The sequence below is a fragment of the Aquimarina atlantica genome (assembly GCF_000626715.1).
Taxonomy (GTDB): domain Bacteria; phylum Bacteroidota; class Bacteroidia; order Flavobacteriales; family Flavobacteriaceae; genus Aquimarina; species Aquimarina atlantica.
Map to the genome: position 1 here is coordinate 258,078 of NZ_AQRA01000008.1, position 22,086 is coordinate 280,163.

The following is a 22,086-nucleotide window of genomic DNA, read 5'->3' on the forward strand; positions in this document are numbered from 1 at the left end:
ATAGCTAAAACGAGAATCATGTTAAAAAACTATCTAAAAATCGCTTGGCGAAATTTACTCAGAAATAAGAGTTTTTCAGTATTGAATATTGTTGGACTATCCATTGGTTTGGCCGTTACCGCACTCATTGTAATCTGGATTAATTTTGAAATTGGTATTGATCAATTTCATGATAATAAAGACCGTACTTATCAGGTGTATAATCAATATCCTGTAGATGGTGAAATATGGACTTGGAATTCTACACCCAAAATTATGGCATCTGCCATACAAAAGGATTATCCAGAGGTAGAACATATTGCAAGAGTAAATTGGGATTCTGATTTTTTATTTGCAAAAGGTGATAAAAGAATAAACGGTAGAGGTAAAATAGTTGATCCTGATTTTCTAAAGATATTTAGTTTTCCACTATTAGAAGGTAATTTAGAAACCGTTTTAGATGATGTTAATTCTGTCATTATTACCGAATCTTTTGCCAAAAAAGTATTTGGTAATGAGCCAGCAGTGGGTAAAACAGTTAAGGTAGATAATGCTGATAGTTTTATGGTTACAGGTATTTTAAAGGATTTACCTTCAAATACAGCTTTTGAATTTGATTTTTTAATGCCTTGGGCTTATTTAAAACAACGCGGCTCAGATGATAAATATTGGGGCAATAATTCTATAGCTACTTATGTAATGCTTAAAAAAGAGGTGGATTACACCTTATTCTCAGAGAAGATAAAAAATTTGAGAAAAAAATATGATAAAGATTCTCCGGAAATGGTCACTTATTTATATCCATTTACACGTTCGTGGTTGTATTCAAATTTCGAAAATGGGGAAGAGATAGGAGGTAGAATCGATATAATTCGAATGTTTGGTATCATAGCTGCTATTATTTTGATAATAGCCTGTATCAATTTTATGAACCTGAGTACAGCACGCAGTGAAAAACGAGCAAAAGAAGTAGGAGTGCGTAAAGTTGTTGGAGCAAGAAGATTGACACTTGTAAGTCAGTTTTTGGGAGAATCTATTCTAATATCATTCATCGCAGCAGTATTTGCTCTCATATTGGTTTTGGTTGCATTACCAACCTTTAGCACATTGGTAGAAAAGCCATTATCATTAGATTTGACTAATCTTGGGTTCTGGGGATCGACTTTAGGTGTAATATGTTTTACGGGTCTTTTGGCAGGTAGCTATCCTGCATTGTTTCTTTCTGGGTTTAAGCCTTCTTCAGTATTAAAAGGGACTTTTATGAAGTCAAATACAGGCGTTACACCAAGAAAAGTTTTGGTAATCCTTCAGTTTTCTGCTGCCATTATACTAATTACCTCTAGTATTATTGTTTCACAACAGCTGAAAAAAGTTCAAGACAGACAAATGGGCTATGCAAAAAACAACCTGATTTACTCAGTAATACAAGGTGATTCAGAAAAAAATTATTCTCTTATAAAAGAAGAGCTTCTTGCATCCGATGCTGTTACTTCTATCACAAGAACCAGTTCACCGGTGACAGAGGGCTGGAGTAATAGCTGGAATTTTGAATGGAAAGGAAAAGATAAAGAAAATAAGCGCATTGTTCAAAGGTTTGCTGCAGATGAAAATATCAAAGAAACGCTTGGTATTGAAATTGTTGCAGGACGTGATTTTGATTTATATAAATATCCAACAGATTCTACCGCAGCGATTATTAATGAATCCGCAGTCGCACTTATGAATTTTGATGAACCTATTGGTCAGATTGTTAAGGATAATGGAATAGAATGGCATATTGTAGGGGTAGCAAAAGATTTTGTATTAGATTCTCCTTTCCAAAGAATTCAGCCAATGGTTATTGAAGGGGCTAAAGCAGGTTTTAATGTAATCCATATAAAACTTAATAAAACTGGTAGTACCTCAGAAAATCTTGCCAATGTAGAAGCCGTTTTTAAGAAATACAACCCCGAGTATCCCTTCGAATATCAATTTATCGATCAGGAATATGCTAGAAAATTTGATAGTGAGAAAAGAACAGGTCAGCTAGTAAGTATGTTTACATTGCTCACTATTTTTATTTCTTGTTTAGGCTTATTTGGTCTTGCCAGTTATATGGCAGAAAACAGAATTAAAGAGATCGGAATTCGTAAAGTTTTAGGAGCATCAGTGAGAAGTATCACTACACTTCTTTCATTAGATTTCATAAAACTAGTTTTAGTTTCTATCGTTTTGGCGGTACCTATTTCTTGGTATTTTATGAATAATTGGTTAGAGGATTTTGACTACAGAGTAAACATCTCGTGGCAGACATTTGTTTTAGCCGGGATTTTAGCTCTTGCAATAGCACTTGTAACGGTGAGCTATCAGGCTATTAAAGCCGCAACAACCAATCCAATAAAAAGTTTGCGAACAGAATAAATCATCATCAAAAAACGACAGTTATGCTAAAAAATCATTTAAAAATAGCCTGGAGAAGTCTAAAAAAACAACCTTTTTTTACTTTCCTAAATACATTTGGGCTTGCTATTGGTATGGTAGGAGGACTACTGATTTCGTTGTATATCTACGATGAATTGAGTTTTGATAAAATGTTTGCAGATGCTGATCGTATCTATAGGATAAATGTTGATGTAAAATTTGGAGGAAATGCTGAAGAATACGCAGAAGTATCAGCTCCTATGGCCGAAGCCATGAAAAGAGATTACCCACAGATAGAACTGGCCACACGATTTAGGAATTGGGGGAGTGTGTTTATCAGAAAAAGTGATACCGAGTTAAATATAAAAGAGGTAGGAGCTACGTATGTAGATACCACTTTTTTCGAGATGTTTGGCCTTGATTTGTTGGTAGGAAATACCAGGACAGCTCTAAAAGAACCTAATACTTTGATTTTAACCAAAACTGCAGCAGAAAAACACTTTGGGATAAACGAAGCTTTAGGGCAAAATATGATATTAGATAATAGAGATACATACACGGTGGTAGGTGTTATAGATGATATGCCAGAAAACTCTTTTATTAGAAACCATACTATTTTTATTGCGATGGCCGGAAATGAAGATGCTGCCTCTACCGAATGGGGAAATCATAATTATCCAACTTTTATTAAGTTGAGACCGGGAGCAGATATCAAAGATTTCGATACTTTTTTAGAATCTGCATTAAGAGACTATGTAATTCCCGGAGTACAAAAATATGCACCGGGGATAACAGAAGAACAATTTTTGGCTTCAGGGAATTATCTTAATTTTAGTACTATAGCCCTAACAGATATTCATCTACATTCTAATCGGAATCCAGAATTAAGTACAAATGGTGATATTCAAAACGTTTATATTCTTTCTTTTATCGCATTATTTTTGATTATTCTGGCAAGTGTTAATTTCATGAACCTATCTACTGCTCATTCTCTTAAGAGAGCAAAAGAAGTAGGAGTTCGTAAAACATTAGGTTCTAATAAATCAGAGCTTATCCGGCAGTTTTTGGTAGAATCTGGTGTGATTTCTTTTATGTCATTAGTATTAGCCATTACAATGGCTTCAATTTTGGTTCCTTTTTTTAATGAACTTGCAGGAAAAGAAATTTCTATACCGTTTACCAACCCTTTTTTCTGGTTGATTTTGGTAGCTTCAGTAATAGTACTAAGCCTTTTTTCTGGGAGTTATCCGGCATTCTTTATGTCAAAATTTAAACCTATCCAGGCATTAAAAGGCATAACCGAAAATGGTATAGGAGGAGGAAAAATAAGAAATTCTCTGGTTGTTTTTCAGTTTGCTATTTCTGTGTTTTTGATTATAAGTACTCTGGTTGTTTTTCAACAATTAAAATTTATTCAAAATAAGGATTTAGGATTTACAAAAGATCAGGTTTTAATTATAAATGATGTGTATGCTACCGAAAACCAGATAGCATCTTTTAAAGAAGAAGTACAGCAATTGGCCCAGGTAAAAAATACATCGGTAAGCGGTTTTTTACCAACACCATCGTTTCGAAGCAATAGTACATTTTATAGAGAGGGACTAAAAGATGATCATGAAAAAGCAATCAATATGAATGATTGGAGTGTTGATTTTGATTATGTATCAACTCTAAACTTAGAAATTATTGCAGGACGAGACTTTAATCGACAATTTAGTACAGATTCTACGGCCATGATTCTTAATGAATCGGCTGTAGCTGTTTTAGGAGTTACACCAGAAGAAGCACTTGGGATGCGATTATCATCAGATTATGAAGAAGGTGAAGTCATATTTAGAACCGTAGTAGGGGTTGTTAAAGATTTTCACTATGAATCTTTAAGAAGGGATATTAATGCGTTGAGCCTTTCGCTGAATAATAGTCCTGGATCAATGGCGGTAAAACTTAATGCAGGAGATTTCTCTAATACTATAGCACAAATTGAAACGATCTGGAACAGAATATCTCCAGGTCAGCCTTTTGATTATTATTTCATGGATGAATCTTTCAATACGACCTATCAAGCAGAACAACGATTAGGTCGAATCTTTATCATATTTACCATTCTATCTATTCTAATTGCTTGCCTTGGGCTATTTGGTCTGGCTGCATTTAATGCAGAAAAACGAATGAAAGAGATAGGGGTTAGAAAAGTGATGGGAGCTAGTGTAAGTCAGATTACCTATAGACTTACTATTGATTTTCTTAAACTTGTTGGTATAGCAATACTGGTATCTCTACCGTTAGGATGGTTTGCTATGAGTAAGTGGCTAGAAGATTTTTCATACCGAATAGAGATCAGTGGGTGGGTATTAATCATGGCAGCTTTTCTAGCTGTTGGGATTTCAATATTAACGGTGAGTTATCAAAGCATTAAAGCAGCAATTGCCAATCCCATAAAAAGCTTGCGTACAGAATAAATCATCATCTAATACTAAAGATGGTATCAATATCAAAAAATAACAGTTATGTTTAGAAACTATATCAAAATCGCTTGGCGAAACCTAAAAAGAAACAAAGTCTATTCGTTGGTAAATATTGGTGGACTTACCATAGGTTTATCGGCAGTGATTTTTATGCTTTTTTATATAAACTATGAGAGTAGTTATGATGCGTTTCATACAGATTATAATAGACTTTTTAGGGTAGAAAGAACATATGTAAGTAGTATTCAAAGCGATATTTGGGATAGTACACCTTATATATTATCAGATGAATTGCAAAATTCTATTCCTGAAATTACTACTGCTACCAGTATAAGAACTACTGCAAATTATCTAGGTATTAATGGTGCAATGTATCATGAAAAGAATGGATTGTTCGCAGATAATGATTTTTTAAAACTATTTACCATAAAGTTTATAAAAGGTAATCAGAACACCTCTTTAGAAAACCCTATGAGTATAGTACTTTCAGCATCATTAGCCAAAAAACTTTCTCCAGAAAGTAATATTATAGGAAAAACAATACGTATCGATAAAAAGTATGACTGTGTAGTTACTGGCGTATTTGATGATTATCCCGATAATTCTCATTTAAAGATCGATTATCTACTTTCTTTTAGTTCATATGAAACCATTACAAGAAATACACTCGATGCGGGGTGGGGTGTAAATAACGCATCTACTTATATTCAGCTAAGGAATAATGCAGAAATTGGCAAAGTGTCAGAAAAAATAAAAGGGTTTTTAACAAGTCACCTTACGCTTGAAGATGGAATTCAAGAGCTACTTAGTCTTAGACCTATTAGAGATATTTATATGAAAACGTCTAAGGTAAGAGGAGGAGGAGGAAATAGAAGTGAGATTACTACACTCTATCTTTTTCTTGCAGTTGTAATTTTTACTGCTTTAATCAGCTTGTTAAATTATATAAATTCTTCTACTGCCCAGGTTATGAAGAGAGAATTAGAAATAGGAATCAAAAAGGTTATGGGTAGTACAAAGAGCCATTTAAGGTACCAGTTTATTACCGAGTCATTAGTTATGGTATCTATTTCTTTTATCGTCGCTATAGGTTTGGTGCTATTGTTTCTTCCGCTGTTTAATAAGATTGTCGGAAAGAATTTATCTATTGTTTTTAGCCAGGATTGGCCATTTTTTATCTATGCTATGCTTGGTTCTCTTCTGGCAGGTATTTTGGCTGGTTTATATCCTGTTTTCTTTCTTACATCCTTAAAAATTTCTTCTTTTCTTCAAGGCAATTCGTCTATTAAACGCCGTGCCGGTTTAAGAAAAGCTCTGGTTGTTTTTCAGTTAGTATTAGTGATACCACTGGTATTTACTTCAATACTTATTATAGAGCAGTTTAAATATATAGAGCAACGAGATATTGGATTTGCAAAAGAAGATTTATTAGTGTCATTGATAGACGTTGCTAATAAAGAAGACAGAGAGGTACTTAAAACAATAGGAGAACGATTATTACAAGATCCCAATATTCTTAATTATTCTATATCAGATTCGGGTCCATTTGGTGGTGGTGGGCAACAAAGTATGGATTGGGAGGGTAATACAACTAATGAAAAGGCTGTGATTAGGTCACACAGAGTGGATTACGATTTTTTGAAAACCTATCAAATGAAGCTAATAGAAGGAAGAGGTTTTTCTGAAGATTATGCTACAGATATCCAAAGCGCATGTATTATAAACCAAACTGCGTTAGAATTGTTTGGCTGGGATAATGCCCTGGGTAAGAAAATCGATAATGGCCGTTTAAAAGTGATTGGTGTAGTAAAAGATTTTAACGATTATACCGCATTTAAGAAAATTCCACCAATGATCCTTTTTATGGATCAAGGTTATGGGAGTTCGTATGTAACCATAAAAGTAGCTTCAAATAAAAGGGCAGAAGCCCAGACATTGGTCAATACGCTTTTTAACAATAATTTTCCGGAAAGCCCTATTGAGTTTAGCTTTTTAGATGACAATCTTGATAGTAGTTATTTGAACTCATTAAAAGGCACAATCAATATTTTTATTTTTTTCTCGGTATTAGCTATACTGTTGGCAATACTTGGATTATATAGTCTTGTATCCTTTTCGTTAAAAACTCAACAGAAAATGATAGCAATACGAAAAGTACTGGGAGCCAATACAAAAAGTATTTTTCTAATACTACTTAGAGAGTACATGATATTATTCTCTATTGCTGCAACATTAGGACTTGTTACGGTTTACTTCATAGCAAATAAAATAATACATGTTTTTGCATATCATGAAGGTGTTAAATTCATCTATCTAATTATGGCAGGATTACTAGCCTTATTTGTAGTGCTTTTTTCGGTGAGCAGCAAAATAGTTTCTGCTGTATTACAGAATCCTATAAAAAGCTTACGAACAGAATAAATCATCATTTAAAAACAACTGTTATGCTAAAAAATCATTTAAAAATAGCCTGGAGGAGTATCTTAAAAGATAAGATGTTTACTTTCATTAAAATAGGAGGTTTTGCTGTTGGAATAATGGCGTGTGTATTGATTGCACTTTTTATCAAAGATGAATTAAGCTATGACAAGCATTATGTTCATGAAAAACAAATATACAGGGTATATACACAAGTAATGCATAAGGGTGAACTGATTAAATGGACTCATTATCCTGCACCTTTTGCTAAAGCAATAAAAGAGGATTTTCCTGAAATACAAAAATCAGGAAGATTTCTTACAAGCGAACTTTTTGGTACCGGAAACAAAGAACTTCGAATAGAAGGAGAAACAGAAAACATTTTTGAAAATGGATTTATTTTTGCCGATCAGGAGTTATTAGAAATTTTAGAAATACCACTTGTACAAGGAAGTACTAAGAGTGCTTTATCTCAACCAGGAACTATAGTAATCTCTCAATCAAAAGCTGATAAATATTTCCCTAACGGAGATGCTATTGGCAAAACGCTGATTTTAGATAATAATACAGAGAAACCTTATAAAATAACTGGTGTAATGAAAGATTCACCAGAAAATACTCATTTTAAGTATAACTTTCTGATGACGATGGTGGGGAGAGGTTTTTATCCTTATGAAAAACATAATTGGGGTGCGCAGAATTACCACACTTATGTTTTGGTGAATGATAATACCAATATACGAGAATTAGAACAAAAAATGTTCTCTATTGTTGAAGATTACATGATCCCTACCGCTAGAGAATCTAACAGGCTTGATAAAATTGATTTTCTAAAAAGCTATCAATTCAAACTACAACCTGTGAGCGATATACACTTAAAATCAACAGATATTAGTGATGGATTAAAACATGGTGATATCCGTTTTGTATGGTTGTTTGGTGCCATTGCGGTATTTATTTTGCTATTAGCATGTGTTAACTTTATCAACCTATCTACAGCCAAATCTGCAAATCGTGCCAAAGAAGTAGGGTTGCGAAAAACTGTGGGAGCTTTTAGGAAAAATTTAGTTTCTCAGTTCATCACAGAGTCAGTCCTGTTTAGTATCATCTCATTTGTTTTGGGGGTAGTATTGGCATGGGCGTTACTGCCATATTTTAATACGATTGCCTCGAAAGCCTTGATTGTACCATGGGGACAATGGTGGTTTTTACCTGTATTACTGTTTTCGGCATTATGCATTGGGATTTTGGCCGGATTGTACCCTGCTTTTTACCTCTCTGCTTTTAGACCAGTGAATGTATTGAAAGGAAGTTTAAGTACCGGCAGTAAAAGTGGTAAACTAAGAAGTAGCCTGGTTGTTTTTCAATTTACAACATCTATTGTTCTTATCATCGGCACATTAATCATATACCAACAGATGAATTATATTCTGAACAAGAAACTAGGTTATGATAAAGAACAAGTTCTGGTTATTCAAGGCACAAAAAGTTTAGAAAATAAGACACAAAACTTTAAGGATCAACTATTAAAATTACCCGAAGTAAAACAAGTTTCTGTTAGTGATTATTTACCTATCGAAGGAACCAAAAGAAACGGAAATACTTTTAAGGAAAAAGGTAAAGAAAATGATGGTATAGCTGTTCCTGCACAAAGATGGGAAGTAGATCATGACTACATTAATACCTTGGGTATACACATAAAAAAAGGACGAGATTTTTCGAGAGAATTAGCTTCAGATTCTACAGACGCTATGGTCATTAATGAGATCATGGCCAAGAGTTTTGGTTTTGAGAATCCTTTAGGAAAGAAAATAACTAATGGGAGAGAATCCTGGACCATAATTGGCGTAGTAGAAGATTTTCATTTCGAAACCTTAAAAAATGATATTGAGCCATTGGCAATGGCAATAAATAATAGTCCAGGAATGATTTCTGTACGTTTAAAAACAAGCCATATAAATCAAGTATTAAAATCAATTACGACGATTTGGGATCAAAATGTTCCTAACCAATCCTTTAGGTATAGTTTTCTAGACCAGGATTTTTCTAAAATGCACGAAGATGTACAACGTATAGGCAAGATCTTTGTCAGTTTTGCTTTGTTTGCCATCCTTGTAGCGTGCCTTGGTTTATTTGCTCTTTCTGCCTTTATGGTAGAGCAACGTAAAAAGGAAATTAGCATCCGCCTGGTTTTGGGAGCCCCATTTAAGAGTATATATAAATTATTGACATTAGATTTTTTAAAACTGGTTATAATTTCAATAAGTATTGCCATTCCTATTGGTTGGTATCTGATGAGTCGATGGCTAGAAGATTTTGCATATCGTATTAACATTGGTTGGGGAATATTTTTGATAGCAGGAACCCTGGCAATAGTAGTAGCTATTTTAACCATAAGCTACCAATCTATCGGAGCAGTATTTATTAAGCCTTTAAAAAGTTTACGAACAGAATAATAAAAACATCACAGACCTCACAGGTTTTTAAAACCTGTTAGGCTTAAATATCACTATACCATGCACACTTTATATTTTAAAATAGCAATTAGATATCTTTTAAAGAATAAACTCTATTCTTTTATTAATATTTTAGGATTAGCCATAGGGGTTGCTTCTTTTATTTTGATCATGGTTTATGTGAATTATGAACGTAGCTATGATACTTTTGAAGGGTCAGAAAATGTATATCGCGTGTATATGGATGCTCTAGAAGGCGATGTTTTTGAAGCGTCAGATGCACAAACTGCTAATCTTATCGGACCTACATTAAAACAAGAATTCCCTGAAGTGATAGAGCAAGTACGTCTGTACCGTTTTGATAAAGTGACTTTTAAATATGACGGAAAAGTCATTGAAGAATCCAGAGGATCTTTGGCAGATGAAACCTATTTTGAGGTCTTTAATTATCCGCTTTTAAAAGGAGATAAACAAAATGCGTTAAAAGAACCTAATACTATTGTACTTACAGAATCTTTTGCTAAAAAAATATTTGGAGATCGAGACCCTATAAAAAATACATTATCAGGATTTTATGCAGGAAAAAAAGTAGTGTTAACAGTAACCGGGGTTTTAAAAGATATTCCCGAAAACACTCATATGAAAACCAATTTTCTAATTTCTTTTGATACCTATGGAAATTGGTTTGCATCAGAGGAAGAAAAAAAATTAAACTGGGGGCATTGTAATTTTTTTACATACTTAAAAGTTGATAAAAATGCTGATAAGACCCTTCTTAAAAGTAAAGTGATTGCTAGTGATTTTGAAGATGATGAAGATGAAAGATATAATATAGAACCTTTAGAAGAAATTCACCTATATTCTAATAAACCTTATGAAGCAGAAGCTAATGGTAGTATTAGCAGGATAAAATTCTTAACAGCCATTGCTTTTATAGTATTGTTATTATCGTGGCTTAATTATATTAATTTATCTACAACCAAGTCATTAGAGCGAGCCAAAGAAGTAGGTGTTCGAAAGGTGGCTGGTGCACAACGCCTACAACTTATTTTACAATCATTAACAGAATCGATTGTTCTAAATGGCATTGCTATTATAATAGCAATTATACTTACTATAAGCATGCTTTCGCTGTATAATAATTTTACAGGTAAAGAATTGGTAATCCATACTTCCACTATTACTCAATTATTGCCAATCATTGGTTTCATTGTAATCGGTGTAGTTCTAGCAGGGTTATATCCAGCTATTTTATTAAGCGGATATTCTCCTTCAAAAGCATTAAAAGGGAAAATACGTACTTCTGCCAGTGGATTAAATATTAGAAAAGGATTGATTGTTTTACAATTTCTAGCCACTATCGTTTTGCTTATCGGTACGATAGTGATTACAAAACAAATAGATTTTATGCAAAAGCAACCTATTGGTGCAGAATTGAATCAAACTATTTCTTTTCATGGCGAATTTTTAAACAATATAACAGATTCTCTAGCTAGAAGAAAATGTAAAATTCTTGCAACAGAACTGCAAAAATTTCCTTTTGTATATGGTACAGCACGAGCTCAAACATATCCCGGGGATGGTTATGATAATTTATCATCATTTATAGGAATAAAATATCCCAATGGAACAGAGGAGAGCAAAAAAGTATTTTATAATTATACGGCAGACAGTAATTATCTTGATGTATTAGATATTCAATTTCTCGCGGGAAATAATTTTATAGACAACCCCAAAGGAGAAAGTAATGCCATCATAATTAATGAAGCTTGTATGCGCGAAATGGAAATTTTTAATCCAGATGATGCAATCAATAAAACCGTAAGCTTTTTTGGAAGAGAATGGGTGATTTCTGGGGTTATTGAAAATTACCATCATTTTGGATTAAAAAAAGGAGTACACCCTTTGGTTATTTTACACGGTAATAGCAGTAATAATTTATTGGTAAAATTTGATAACACTGTTGCTTCTACTTTGGGATACAATAAAGCGATCGCCCAGATAGAAGAAAAATGGAAACAAATACTACCACAACGTACTTTTGGTTATACATTTTTAGATAAAAAGTTTGAAGCGCAATATAATGATGATAAACAATTTGGTGCTGCTTTCAGGATGTTTACGCTTCTGGCAATATTTATTGCGGCATTAGGCTTGTTTGGATTAACATCGTATACCTGCATACAACGTAAAAAAGAAATAGGGATTAGAAAAGTAAATGGAGCTAGTATTTTTAAGATCCTAAAATTATTAAACATTGATTTTATCAAATGGGTTGGGATTGCATTTATAATTGCGATTCCTGTAGCCTGGTATACTATGAATTCATGGTTAGAAAATTTTGCATTAAAAACAAATCTTAGCTGGTGGATATTTGTACTTGCAGGTATAATGGCACTTGGTATTACATTGCTTACGGTAAGTTGGCAAAGTTTTATCGCAGCCAACGGAAATCCTGTGGATGTGCTAAGAGATGAATAGTATGTGATTTTAAATCAATTAAGAAACAACCATTATGTTAAAAAACCATATCAAAGTAGCCTGGAGAACCCTTTTGAAACACAAAGGCTTGTTTACGATTAATATTCTGGGTCTTGCTATAGGGATTGCTACCGCACTTGTTATATTTCTTTTTGTAGTAGACGAATTAAGTTATGATCGCCACTATAAAAAAGCTGATCAGATTGTTCGGGTAGTGCTAAAAGGAAAGATGAATGGCGAACTAATAAAAGAAGCTGTTACACCAGGACCCGTTGCATATACGTTGCAAGAAGAGTTTCCAGAGGTTTTACAGGCAACTCGTATTAAATCAAACGGAACACCGCAAATTACCTATAAAAACAACACATTTAGAGATCAAAAGTTTGCATATGTAGATCCTAATTTTTTTCAGGTATTTACGTTGCCACTTATTAAAGGAGATCCTGCCACAGCTCTACAAGAACCTAATACCGTTGTTATTACTCAAAAATTAGCATCAAAGTATTTTGGAAATGAAAACCCTCTGGGAAAAATTTTGGAGTTTAAAGAATGGGATCAACGCTATAAGGTCACAGGAGTAATTAACGATGTACCTGCAAATTCTCACTTTCATTTTGATGCTTTTGGGTCTATGCAAGGATTTGCGGCTGCAAAAGAACACAAATGGATAGAATCGGGTTACCATAGTTATCTTATGCTTGATAAGCGTATAGATTATAAAAATGTAGAAGAAAAACTACCGAAGATTGTGCATAAATACATGGGGCCACAGATAAAAAAATCTATGGGAATGACTTTTGAAGAGTTTCATGGAAAGGGAAATGACATAGGATTATTTCTACAACCTTTGACCGATATTCACCTTCACTCAGATTTTGCAGATGCAACCAACCTCGAGCCTGGTGGTGATATAAAAACAGTATATATTTTTGGTGCAATAGCCATATTTATATTAATTATTGCTTGTATCAATTTTATGAATCTTTCTACAGCTGCAGCATCAAAAAGAGCTAAAGAAGTAGGGGTGAAAAAAGTATTGGGGTCACCAAAAAGTCAATTAATTAAACAGTTTTTGATAGAATCTTTTATTGCAACTATGGTAGCTATGGTTTTGGCTTTAATTCTGGTTATGATCTCATTACCATTGTTTAATGACCTATCTGCAAAAGCATTAGATATAACTTATATTCTTCGTCCTCAGATACTCATGTACTTATTAATATTAGGAATCATTATTAGTTTTTTGGCCGGGGGCTACCCTGCTTTTTTTCTTTCATCATTTGCCCCCATCGCTGCACTTAAAAACAAATTTACCAATACAGGTAACAGTAAAGGACTAAGAAGTGGATTGGTAATTTTTCAATTTGCGATATCGGTAGGCCTTATCCTGGCAACTATAGTAGTAGATCAACAGATGTCCTTTATTCAAAATAAGGATATAGGTTATGAAAAAGATCAAATACTGGTATTAAGGGATTCATGGATGCTAAAGAACAATGAAGAAGTTTTTAAGGAACAATTATTTAAAGACCCGAGAGTATCTAATGTTACAATGTCTGGCCATATTCCCGCAGGGCCATCTTATAATCATATGTCAAGTATTTATCCAGGTCAGGACTCTGATGCGATTAGAAGAACTATTGTATATAATATCGATAAAGACTATATCCCAACGATGGGAATGGAATTGATTGCAGGAAGAAATTTCGCCACAGGCGAAGGGCCAGAAACCGCAAATTTAATTATTAACGAAACGTCTGCCAGGATTTTGGGGTTTACCGATAATGCAATTGGTCAGGCAATAACAATGTCTATAGATAATGAAGGAGGTACAAGACAATATTCTGTGATCGGGGTGGTAAAAGATTTTCATTTCAAATCATTACATCAAACTATAGATCCTCTAATCATGATTAATGAACCTAGTTCGGGGCTTATTGTAAGAGCAAAAACTTCTGATATGAAAGGGTTAATTGCCACTGCAGAACACATATGGAACGGTTTTAAAATAAACGAACCCTTTAACTATGCTTTGCTAGACGAGCTGTATAATCAAACCTATCTGAAAGAGCAAAAAATGGGAACTATCCTTAGGATATTTGCTTTGCTCACCATTTTTGTGGCATGCCTGGGATTATTTGGCCTGGTAACATTTACAGCAGAACAACGATTTAAGGAAATAGGAATTCGTAAAGTATTAGGATCTACCATACCTCAAATTATCACTATGCTCTCATTTGATTTTATGAAACTGGTATGTATTTCTTTTTTGATAGCATTTCCTCTTGGGTTTTATCTCATGAATACATGGCTTCAAGATTTTGCTTACCGTATACAAATACAGTGGTGGGTATTTGTCCTGGCAGGTTGTATAACTCTATTAGTTGCATTTATGACTATTGGTTGGAAAAGCTTCAGAGCAGCATCGATGAATCCTATTAAAAGTTTAAGAACAGAATAAATCAAAAGTGATGATTAAAAACTATATCAAAATAGCATGGAGAAACTTAATCAAAAATAAGTTTTTTTCACTCATAAACATCTTTGGGTTAGCAGTAGGATTGGCGACATGCTTCCTTTTGATGCTATATGTATTTAACGAAACCAGTTACGATAAGCATCATAAAGATGTAAATCAGATATATCGTGTGGCTCTTGAGGCTGCAGGAGAGAAATGGGCTGCAGGCCCTGCGCCATTAGCACAAGGTTTAGCATCTGATTTTGCCGAAGTTGAGCAGGTAACACGTATTCTTAATTTCCCGACAACAGATAAAATGCTCTTAAAAGATGAAAATGCTAATGTTAGTTTTTATGAAACAAATGGATACTACGTAGATTCTACTTTTTTCAAAGTATTTACATATGATTTTTCTTACGGAGATTTAGAAACCGCACTCAATCAACCCAATACTGTAGTCATTTCAGAAGCCATTGCTCATAAATTATATGGTGATGCAAACCCAATTAATAAGATAATCAATATTGAAATTCCTTACGGAAAATACAATTATACAGTTAAGGGGGTTTTTAAAAACAATGGCGATAAGTCACATATTAATGCCAACTTCTTTCTCTCTATGCAAAACGGAGACATAGGTGAGTGGGTAGGTCAACAAACGAACTGGGCGTATAATAATATTTTTCATACGTACATAAAGCTTAAAAAGGGAGTGAATACTGGTAATTTTGAAGAAAAACTACCTGCTTTTTTGAAACGCAATGCCGCAGTTGATTTTAAAGAAATGAATCTTTCTAAACAATTGTTCCTGCAACCAGTAAAAGATATTTATCTAAAATCGGATATTGGTAATGAACTCTCTACAAATGGCAACATGACATATTTGTATATTTTTGGCTCTATAGCTGCATTTTTATTGTTGATTGCTTGCATCAATTTTATGAATCTTTCTACAGCACGTTCAGAAAAAAGAGCAAAAGAAGTAGGGGTTCGCAAGGTAATGGGAGCACACAAACAATCGCTTATATTTCAATATTTGGGAGAATCTTTGATGATGTCTGTGTTGGCATTAGCCTTATCTATGGTTATTGTGGTATTATTTTTACCAATTTTTAATGAGTTTTCTCAAAAAGAACTGATGCCGTTTGAAAACTCACAACTTATGTTTTGGGTTATTGGTCTTACACTTTTCACAGGCCTTCTTTCGGGGCTATATCCAGCGTTTTATTTATCGTCTTTTAAGATAACAACGGTATTAAAAGGAAAATTAGCTAATAGTTTTTCTGCTACATTTATTCGTAAAGGATTGGTCGTTTTTCAATTTGCAATATCAGTCTGTTTAATCTTGGTAGCGGTTGTAATAGTAAAACAATTAGATTTTATTAAAAATCAGGATCTGGGATTTAAAAAAGACCAACAGATCATATTGCCGTTACGAAGTGCTTCAGTAGTTGGTAATTACAATGCGTTTAAAGATGAAATGTTGAAGGATCCAAAAGTAGCTTCAGTTTCTGCAGCTTCTACTTATCCAGGTTTTGATCTGGTTCAGGATATGTTTATTTATGCTGAAGGTAAATCCTTAGATGATAAAATAGAAATTCACTATGCCCAGGCCTATGAAGATTATATCAAAACCCTGGGGTATGAATTAATAAGAGGTAGATTTTTATCTACTAATCCAGAGGCTGATCTTGATGGAGTAGTATTAAATGAAACTGCGATTAAACAATTGGGATATGATGTTGATAATGCAATAGGAAAAAAGGTATATCACGAGTTTGATAAGCAGCCACAATCATTACATATTGTAGGGGTGATCAAAGACTTTCATTCACGTAGTTTTCATAACAGTATTTTACCATACGCAATAAGAAAGTTTAGTAATGGGACTCAACCTAGCTATTTTATTGTTAATATCAAAGAAGGTCAATTTGATAATGCATTAGCAAGTGTAAAAAGTGTTTGGGAGAAAGTAAATCCTGATACTCCATTTCAATACTCATTTTTAGATCAGGATTTTCAAAGAAATTATGAGAAAGAACAACGTATGTCTGATGTTATCATATGTTTTACTCTTATTGCCATTTTTATAGCGTGTTTAGGATTATTGGGCTTGGCTTCTTTTACGACAGAACAACGAAAAAAAGAAGTAGGTATACGCAGAGTTTTAGGTGCATCTGTAATTGGGATTACGACTTTACTTTCTAAAGATTTTTTAAAACTAGTAGTTGCAGCTATTGCTTTTGCAAGCCCCATCTCATATTATCTGGGAAAAAGATGGTTAGAGGGGTTTGCGTATCATATAGATATGAGTTGGTGGTTATTTGTAATTACAGGAGGAGTAGCCTTGGGTATAGCCTTTGCAACCGTAAGTTTCCAGGTTATAAAAGCGGCAGTATCTAACCCGGTTAAAAGTTTAAGAACAGAATAAATCAAAAGTGATGATCAAAAATTATATCAAAATAGCGTGGAGAAATGCTCTTCGACAAAAACAATTTACCATTCTTAATATACTTGGACTTAGTATTGGTATAGGAACATGTTTTATTATTGGATTATATATTCATAGCGAAATGACCTATGATACTTTTCATGACAAGGCAGATCGTATTTATAGAGTTAACCAGCCTAATATTTGGGATGATTGGAATGAAATATCCTCTAATACAGGGCCTAATGTAGCTATCGCATTACGAGAAGATGCTCCAGAGTTTGAAGAGGTAACAAGACTTTTAAGGACCGGTACACAGATTGTAAGATCTAATCATAACAAAGAGGCAAGTTTATATAGCGAAGAGCAATACTTTGCTGTCGAAGAAAACTTTTTCGATGTGTTTTCTTTTAAATTTTTACAAGGGGATTCTAATACAGCACTTAGTGAACCTATGAGCATGGTGATGACAAAAAAAACGGCAGAACGTTATTTTGGTACAGAAAATCCAATCGGAAAAACAGTAGAAGTAAAAGACTATGATAACTCATGGAAAACCTACACGGTAAAAGGAGTACTTGCCGATGTTCCTTATAAATCACATATTCAATTTGATATGTTGGTTTCCTTAAAAAGTTATTCTGAAATGATGCAAAGAAACGGTTGGAAATGGATTTGGACAGCATTTTCAACCTATGGATTAGTGAAAAAAGGAACCGATATAGCAGCATTTACCAAAAAAATTCAGGCTATCCCACCAAAGTGGGCGCCACCGACCACAGAACGTATTTTTAATCAAACATTTAAAGAGTTTACAGCAGGACATGACTGGACATTATACCTACAACCTCTTAGAGAAATATACTTGTCCGAAGCTCCTGCAATTCATTCCTTTGGACCAACCGGAAATCCAATGTTTGTTAAAATATTCGGGGCAATAGGCATATTAGTGCTTATATTATCCAGTATCAATTTCATGAATCTCTCGACGGCAAGATCATCAAAGAGAGCAAAAGAAATAGGAGTGAGAAAAGTTTTGGGATCCAAACGAAAAGCATTAATCAAACAGTTCGTTATAGAATCTACGCTTTTTGTTTTGATAGGTACTGTTTTTGCCTTAATATTCGTGCAACTTTCTTTGGGGATATTTAGTACCATAGCAGATGTACAGCTCGAACTGATCTCATATTTAGGAAATCCAGTATTTCTGGCTATTGTACTATTATTTGTATTGGGATTAGGTTTAATTTCTGGAAGTTACCCTGCTTTTTACCTTTCGATGTTTCAACCAATAGAGACTCTTAAAGGGAAAATAAACACGAAATTTAAAGGAAAAGGAATTAGAAATGGATTAGTTGTCTTTCAGTTTACTATTTCTATTGCCCTGGTCATTTGTACCTTATTTGTACAAAAGCAATTGACATATACTTCTTCATTAGACTTAGGGTTTGAGAAAGATAATATCCTACAGATTCATAATATCGAGCAAATTGGTTTTGATACTGAAGCACTTAAGACAAAACTCGAATCAAATCCTGCTTTTTCAAAAGTTGGGAAATCATTTGGGCTTCCACCAAATATATGGTCTGGAGATCGATATAAAACACTGGAAAGTAATAACGAAGTGGTTCAACTTAGAAATGTAAGAACAGAAGAAGATTATCTTGATGTATTGGGAGTAGAATTTATTGCCGGAAGAAATTTTGATTCATCAAGGCCCAATGATAAGTATAAAGTAATATTAAATGAAAAAGCGGTTAAGACTCTAGGATGGGGTAATCGCGAAACTTATGCTACAAATTCTCCTATAGGAAAAATTGTAGCTTTAGCCTCAGGAAGCGAAGATGAGTTTGAAGTGATGGGCGTAGTTAAAGATTTTAATATTAATAGTGTACAACAAGAAATAGCACCATTGGTCATCATTCATCATCAAAATGATAAGGTTTGGGATTATGGTGCAGGCTTATCTTATTATTCGATGAAACTTAATCCTGCGGTGGTTAAAAACCCTGGTGAACTTCAAATATTGATTGATGGAGTTAAAAATGATATTGCACAAATAGACCCTTCTGTTCCGTTTGAATATAGTTTTATGGATCAGGATTTTGAAAACACCTTTGTATCAGAACAAAGAATGGGAGTAATACTTAGTATATTTACCGTTATGGCATTACTTATAGCATGTCTTGGGCTGTTTGGTCTTGCTGCTTTTACGGCAGAGCAACGTATCAAAGAATTAAGTATTAGAAAAGTACTGGGTGCCAAGGTATCAGAATTAGCTTTTTTGTTCTCTTCAGAATTTACAAAACTGGTTCTTATTTCTATTATTCTTGCTTCACCTATCGCATACTTTTTGGTAGATGAATGGCTTAAAGATTTTGCGTATAGAACCCCAATAGATAGCTGGGTGTTTATAGTGGCGGCGATAAGTGCATTTGTAATTACATTGGTAACAGTAAGTTTTCAAACCATTAAAGCAGCATCAACAAATCCTGTAAATAATTTAAGAGCAGAATAGAATTGTTTAAGACCTCACAGGTCTCTGGGACCTGTGAGGTCTAGAGCAAGATCTATTTTAATCCAGATTTAAATATCATAAACAACTAAAAAAATAAAACATGTTATTACAACTAAAAAATATATCAAAATGGGTACACTCAGGAGGACAAAAGGTATTTTTATTAAAAGACATTAATTTTTGGGTGAATGAAGGAGATTTTATCTCAATTATGGGCCCTTCTGGTTCAGGAAAATCTACTTTGCTCAATATCATCGGGATGCTTGATGATTTTAATGAAGGAGAATATACGTTTCTGGAAGAAAAAGTACATTCACTTAAAGAGAAACACCGTGCGAATCTGTATAAGCAATATATAGGATTTGTATTTCAGGCGTATCATTTGATCGATGAATTAACGGTAAAAGAAAACCTTGAGATGCCATTATTATATAAAAAACACAATGCATCAGAAAGAAAATCTTTGGTAGCTGATATGTTGGATCGTTTTAATATTGTGGGTAAGAAAGATCTTTTTCCATCACAGTTAAGTGGAGGGCAACAACAATTGGTAGGTGTTGCCAGAGCACTTATTGCTAGTCCAAAACTGATCCTTGCCGATGAACCTACCGGGAATCTTAACTCTAAACAAGGAGAAGAAATTATGGAAATTTTTACGCAATTGAATAAAGATGGGGTGACGATTATACAGGTAACTCACTCAGAAAAAAATATGGCATATGGTTCTCGGGTCATCAATTTATTAGATGGTAAAATTGAATAGATATTTTGTCTTGATCAGACCTCACAGGTCTCCAAGACCTGTGAGGTCTGGAATTTAAACTGGTCAAATCTAAAGGATTAGAATGACATGTAGTATTATATTATTCTTGCCCTGCTTCTGTATCGGTATCAGGAGCAACTGTAAATTGTTTTATGGCAGAATTTGGTTCTATAATGTTATATCCTTTCCAGAATTCTGGATTGTACCTGGATAAGTATTGCGGCTTAATACTTTTGTTTTCGGTGCTGGCCTTGTAATCAGCTTCAGATAATGGGCTTGAGTCAAAAACAACAATCTCGAACTTATTTACATTTGCCATGATCACATCGAGTGCCAGGGATAGCTCATTTTGCTTACGTCTTCCTTTTACATGCTTATTTTTCTCTATCACTTTTAGAGGGCGGTCAAAACCAAAGCGATTTCCTCTACGCATTTCAAGGTATTTTAAGTCGTATTTGTTGTTTTGTCCTTTAGAAAAAATCACTTTATTACGATATAAATTATCCTGAAACATAACTCCCAGGAGTTTAAAACTCTTAAGATTTTTTACATTTTCATAATCGGCTCTAACGATAGCAAAATCTTCAGTATTAACATATAATGTACCTTTAAAATCTGCTCTCCATTTTGGCGAAAAATTAATAATATACACACTATTGTCATCGATATAAGTATAATCGACAAGTTCGAAATTATATCTACCTGATTTGTTCAAAAAATTAGACATCACATCTTCGTTAAAGAAAAGACTCGACATTAAACTTTCTAATCCAGATTTTCGATGTTTTAAAAATTCACTCTTGTCGTCTTTTTTCTTTTGATTATCGATTTCATCTTTAACAACCGATGCTTCTTCTCTACTTTCTAGAAGAGAATCTACCTGTACTTTGGTGCCAAACAGACCAGATTTTATTTTGAGGTAAGAATTGGGCTTTACATTTTTCTTAAATATAGTTTCCATACGTTCAGCTACAGCTTCCATAGATACTCTATTATTTTTGTCATAGAGTTCTGCAGCTTTTATAATATGAAGTTTCCTCTTATCAAAATTACCATATAGGTCACATAAAATTTCGGTATAATATTCTGCTCTTTTGGGTAGAATAGAGGTTACACTATCGATCAACTTTTTATTAAGTTCTTTGATCGTAGATTTTTTAAACTTGACATCGAACTTTTTTACGGTATTAAACTCTGATTCTCTAAAAAAAAGCCGTCTTTTGGATAACCCGAAATTATAATTTTGATCTACTCGTTCTTTAACATTATCAATAATTTCGTCTACGGTTAGATTCTTATTTGAAATAAAAACGCCTTTTAGCTCTATTGCTTTGGGCTGGATATAAATGATACTGTCGGTTACATTTTTTACCGATACACCTACTTTTTCATACCCCATTGAAGAGATGTAGATAGAATCAATTTTGGCAAGATCACCATTTAGATTTAGACTAAACCTTCCTTCTTCATTGGTAATCACCCCTTGGTTTTCTGATAATTGTATAGTTGCATATGGAATGGGCTCGTTAGTTTTTTTATCTACTACCTTAGAAGTAATGGTTTGAGCGGTTGCCATAGTACCTATGGATAAGCATAAAAATAAAGCTGATACTACCTGATTATAGTGCATAGTTTGATATTTAGATCAATAAAGTTCCTATATATAAGACGCTATGTCAGAGTATAAAGTTGCCTGATACATCCAACAAAAGGAAGA

At 33.7% G+C, this 22,086-nt stretch carries 10 protein-coding genes; 9 read left to right on the forward strand and 1 reads right to left on the reverse strand.

What is annotated here, in order from left to right:
• The first annotated feature begins 18 nt into the window (after nt 1–18).
• The 9 genes from ATO12_RS19180 to ATO12_RS19220 all read left to right on the forward strand — a co-directional run bounded on the left by ATO12_RS19180 (nt 19) and on the right by ATO12_RS19220 (nt 20,369).
• Nucleotides 19–2,379: an ABC transporter permease gene (locus tag ATO12_RS19180; RefSeq protein WP_034245095.1), complete on the forward strand. Its 2,361-nt coding sequence runs from the start codon at nt 19–21 to the stop codon at nt 2,377–2,379.
• A 23-nt stretch (nt 2,380–2,402) separates the two neighbouring features.
• Nucleotides 2,403–4,838, forward strand: a complete 2,436-nt coding sequence (locus tag ATO12_RS19185; RefSeq protein ID WP_034245098.1) for an ABC transporter permease — start codon at nt 2,403–2,405, stop codon at nt 4,836–4,838.
• Nucleotides 4,839–4,886: 48 nt separating this feature from the next.
• Nucleotides 4,887–7,265 (forward strand): ABC transporter permease, encoded by a 2,379-nt coding sequence (locus tag ATO12_RS19190; protein WP_034245101.1) that lies wholly within the window; start codon nt 4,887–4,889, stop codon nt 7,263–7,265.
• 23 nt (nt 7,266–7,288) lie between these two features.
• Nucleotides 7,289–9,718 (forward strand): ABC transporter permease, encoded by a 2,430-nt coding sequence (locus ATO12_RS19195; RefSeq protein WP_034245103.1) that lies wholly within the window; start codon nt 7,289–7,291, stop codon nt 9,716–9,718.
• 60 nt (nt 9,719–9,778) lie between these two features.
• Nucleotides 9,779–12,199, forward strand: coding sequence for an ABC transporter permease (locus ATO12_RS19200; RefSeq protein WP_034245106.1), 2,421 nt, complete (start codon nt 9,779–9,781; stop codon nt 12,197–12,199).
• 34 nt (nt 12,200–12,233) lie between these two features.
• The gene (locus ATO12_RS19205; protein ID WP_034245109.1) at nt 12,234–14,660 is read left to right on the forward strand and encodes an ABC transporter permease; all 2,427 of its coding nucleotides are present in this window, start codon (nt 12,234–12,236) and stop codon (nt 14,658–14,660) included.
• 10 nt (nt 14,661–14,670) lie between these two features.
• A complete protein-coding gene (locus ATO12_RS19210; RefSeq protein ID WP_034245112.1) occupies nt 14,671–17,088 on the forward strand; it encodes an ABC transporter permease in 2,418 nt (805 codons plus the stop codon).
• A 10-nt stretch (nt 17,089–17,098) separates the two neighbouring features.
• Nucleotides 17,099–19,606, forward strand: a complete 2,508-nt coding sequence (locus tag ATO12_RS19215; protein WP_034245115.1) for an ABC transporter permease — start codon at nt 17,099–17,101, stop codon at nt 19,604–19,606.
• Nucleotides 19,607–19,706: 100 nt separating this feature from the next.
• Complete coding sequence (locus ATO12_RS19220) at nt 19,707–20,369, forward strand: ABC transporter ATP-binding protein (RefSeq protein ID WP_034245117.1); 663 nt, start codon at nt 19,707–19,709, stop codon at nt 20,367–20,369.
• Between the two features lie 100 nt (nt 20,370–20,469).
• Here the strand turns inward: ATO12_RS19220 and ATO12_RS19225 are convergent, their stop codons facing one another.
• Nucleotides 20,470–21,999, reverse strand: a complete 1,530-nt coding sequence (locus ATO12_RS19225) for a carboxypeptidase-like regulatory domain-containing protein (protein WP_034245120.1) — start codon at nt 21,997–21,999, stop codon at nt 20,470–20,472.
• Nucleotides 22,000–22,086 lie beyond the last annotated feature (87 nt).

Coding starts and splice junctions, on each gene's coding strand:
- ATO12_RS19180 (WP_034245095.1), top strand. CDS start 19: ATGTTAAAAAACTATCTAAAAATCGCTTGGCGAAATTTACTCAGAAAT.
- ATO12_RS19185 (WP_034245098.1), top strand. CDS start 2,403: ATGCTAAAAAATCATTTAAAAATAGCCTGGAGAAGTCTAAAAAAACAA.
- ATO12_RS19190 (WP_034245101.1), top strand. CDS start 4,887: ATGTTTAGAAACTATATCAAAATCGCTTGGCGAAACCTAAAAAGAAAC.
- ATO12_RS19195 (WP_034245103.1), top strand. CDS start 7,289: ATGCTAAAAAATCATTTAAAAATAGCCTGGAGGAGTATCTTAAAAGAT.
- ATO12_RS19200 (WP_034245106.1), top strand. CDS start 9,779: ATGCACACTTTATATTTTAAAATAGCAATTAGATATCTTTTAAAGAAT.
- ATO12_RS19205 (WP_034245109.1), top strand. CDS start 12,234: ATGTTAAAAAACCATATCAAAGTAGCCTGGAGAACCCTTTTGAAACAC.
- ATO12_RS19210 (WP_034245112.1), top strand. CDS start 14,671: ATGATTAAAAACTATATCAAAATAGCATGGAGAAACTTAATCAAAAAT.
- ATO12_RS19215 (WP_034245115.1), top strand. CDS start 17,099: ATGATCAAAAATTATATCAAAATAGCGTGGAGAAATGCTCTTCGACAA.
- ATO12_RS19220 (WP_034245117.1), top strand. CDS start 19,707: ATGTTATTACAACTAAAAAATATATCAAAATGGGTACACTCAGGAGGA.
- ATO12_RS19225 (WP_034245120.1), bottom strand. CDS start 21,999: ATGCACTATAATCAGGTAGTATCAGCTTTATTTTTATGCTTATCCATA.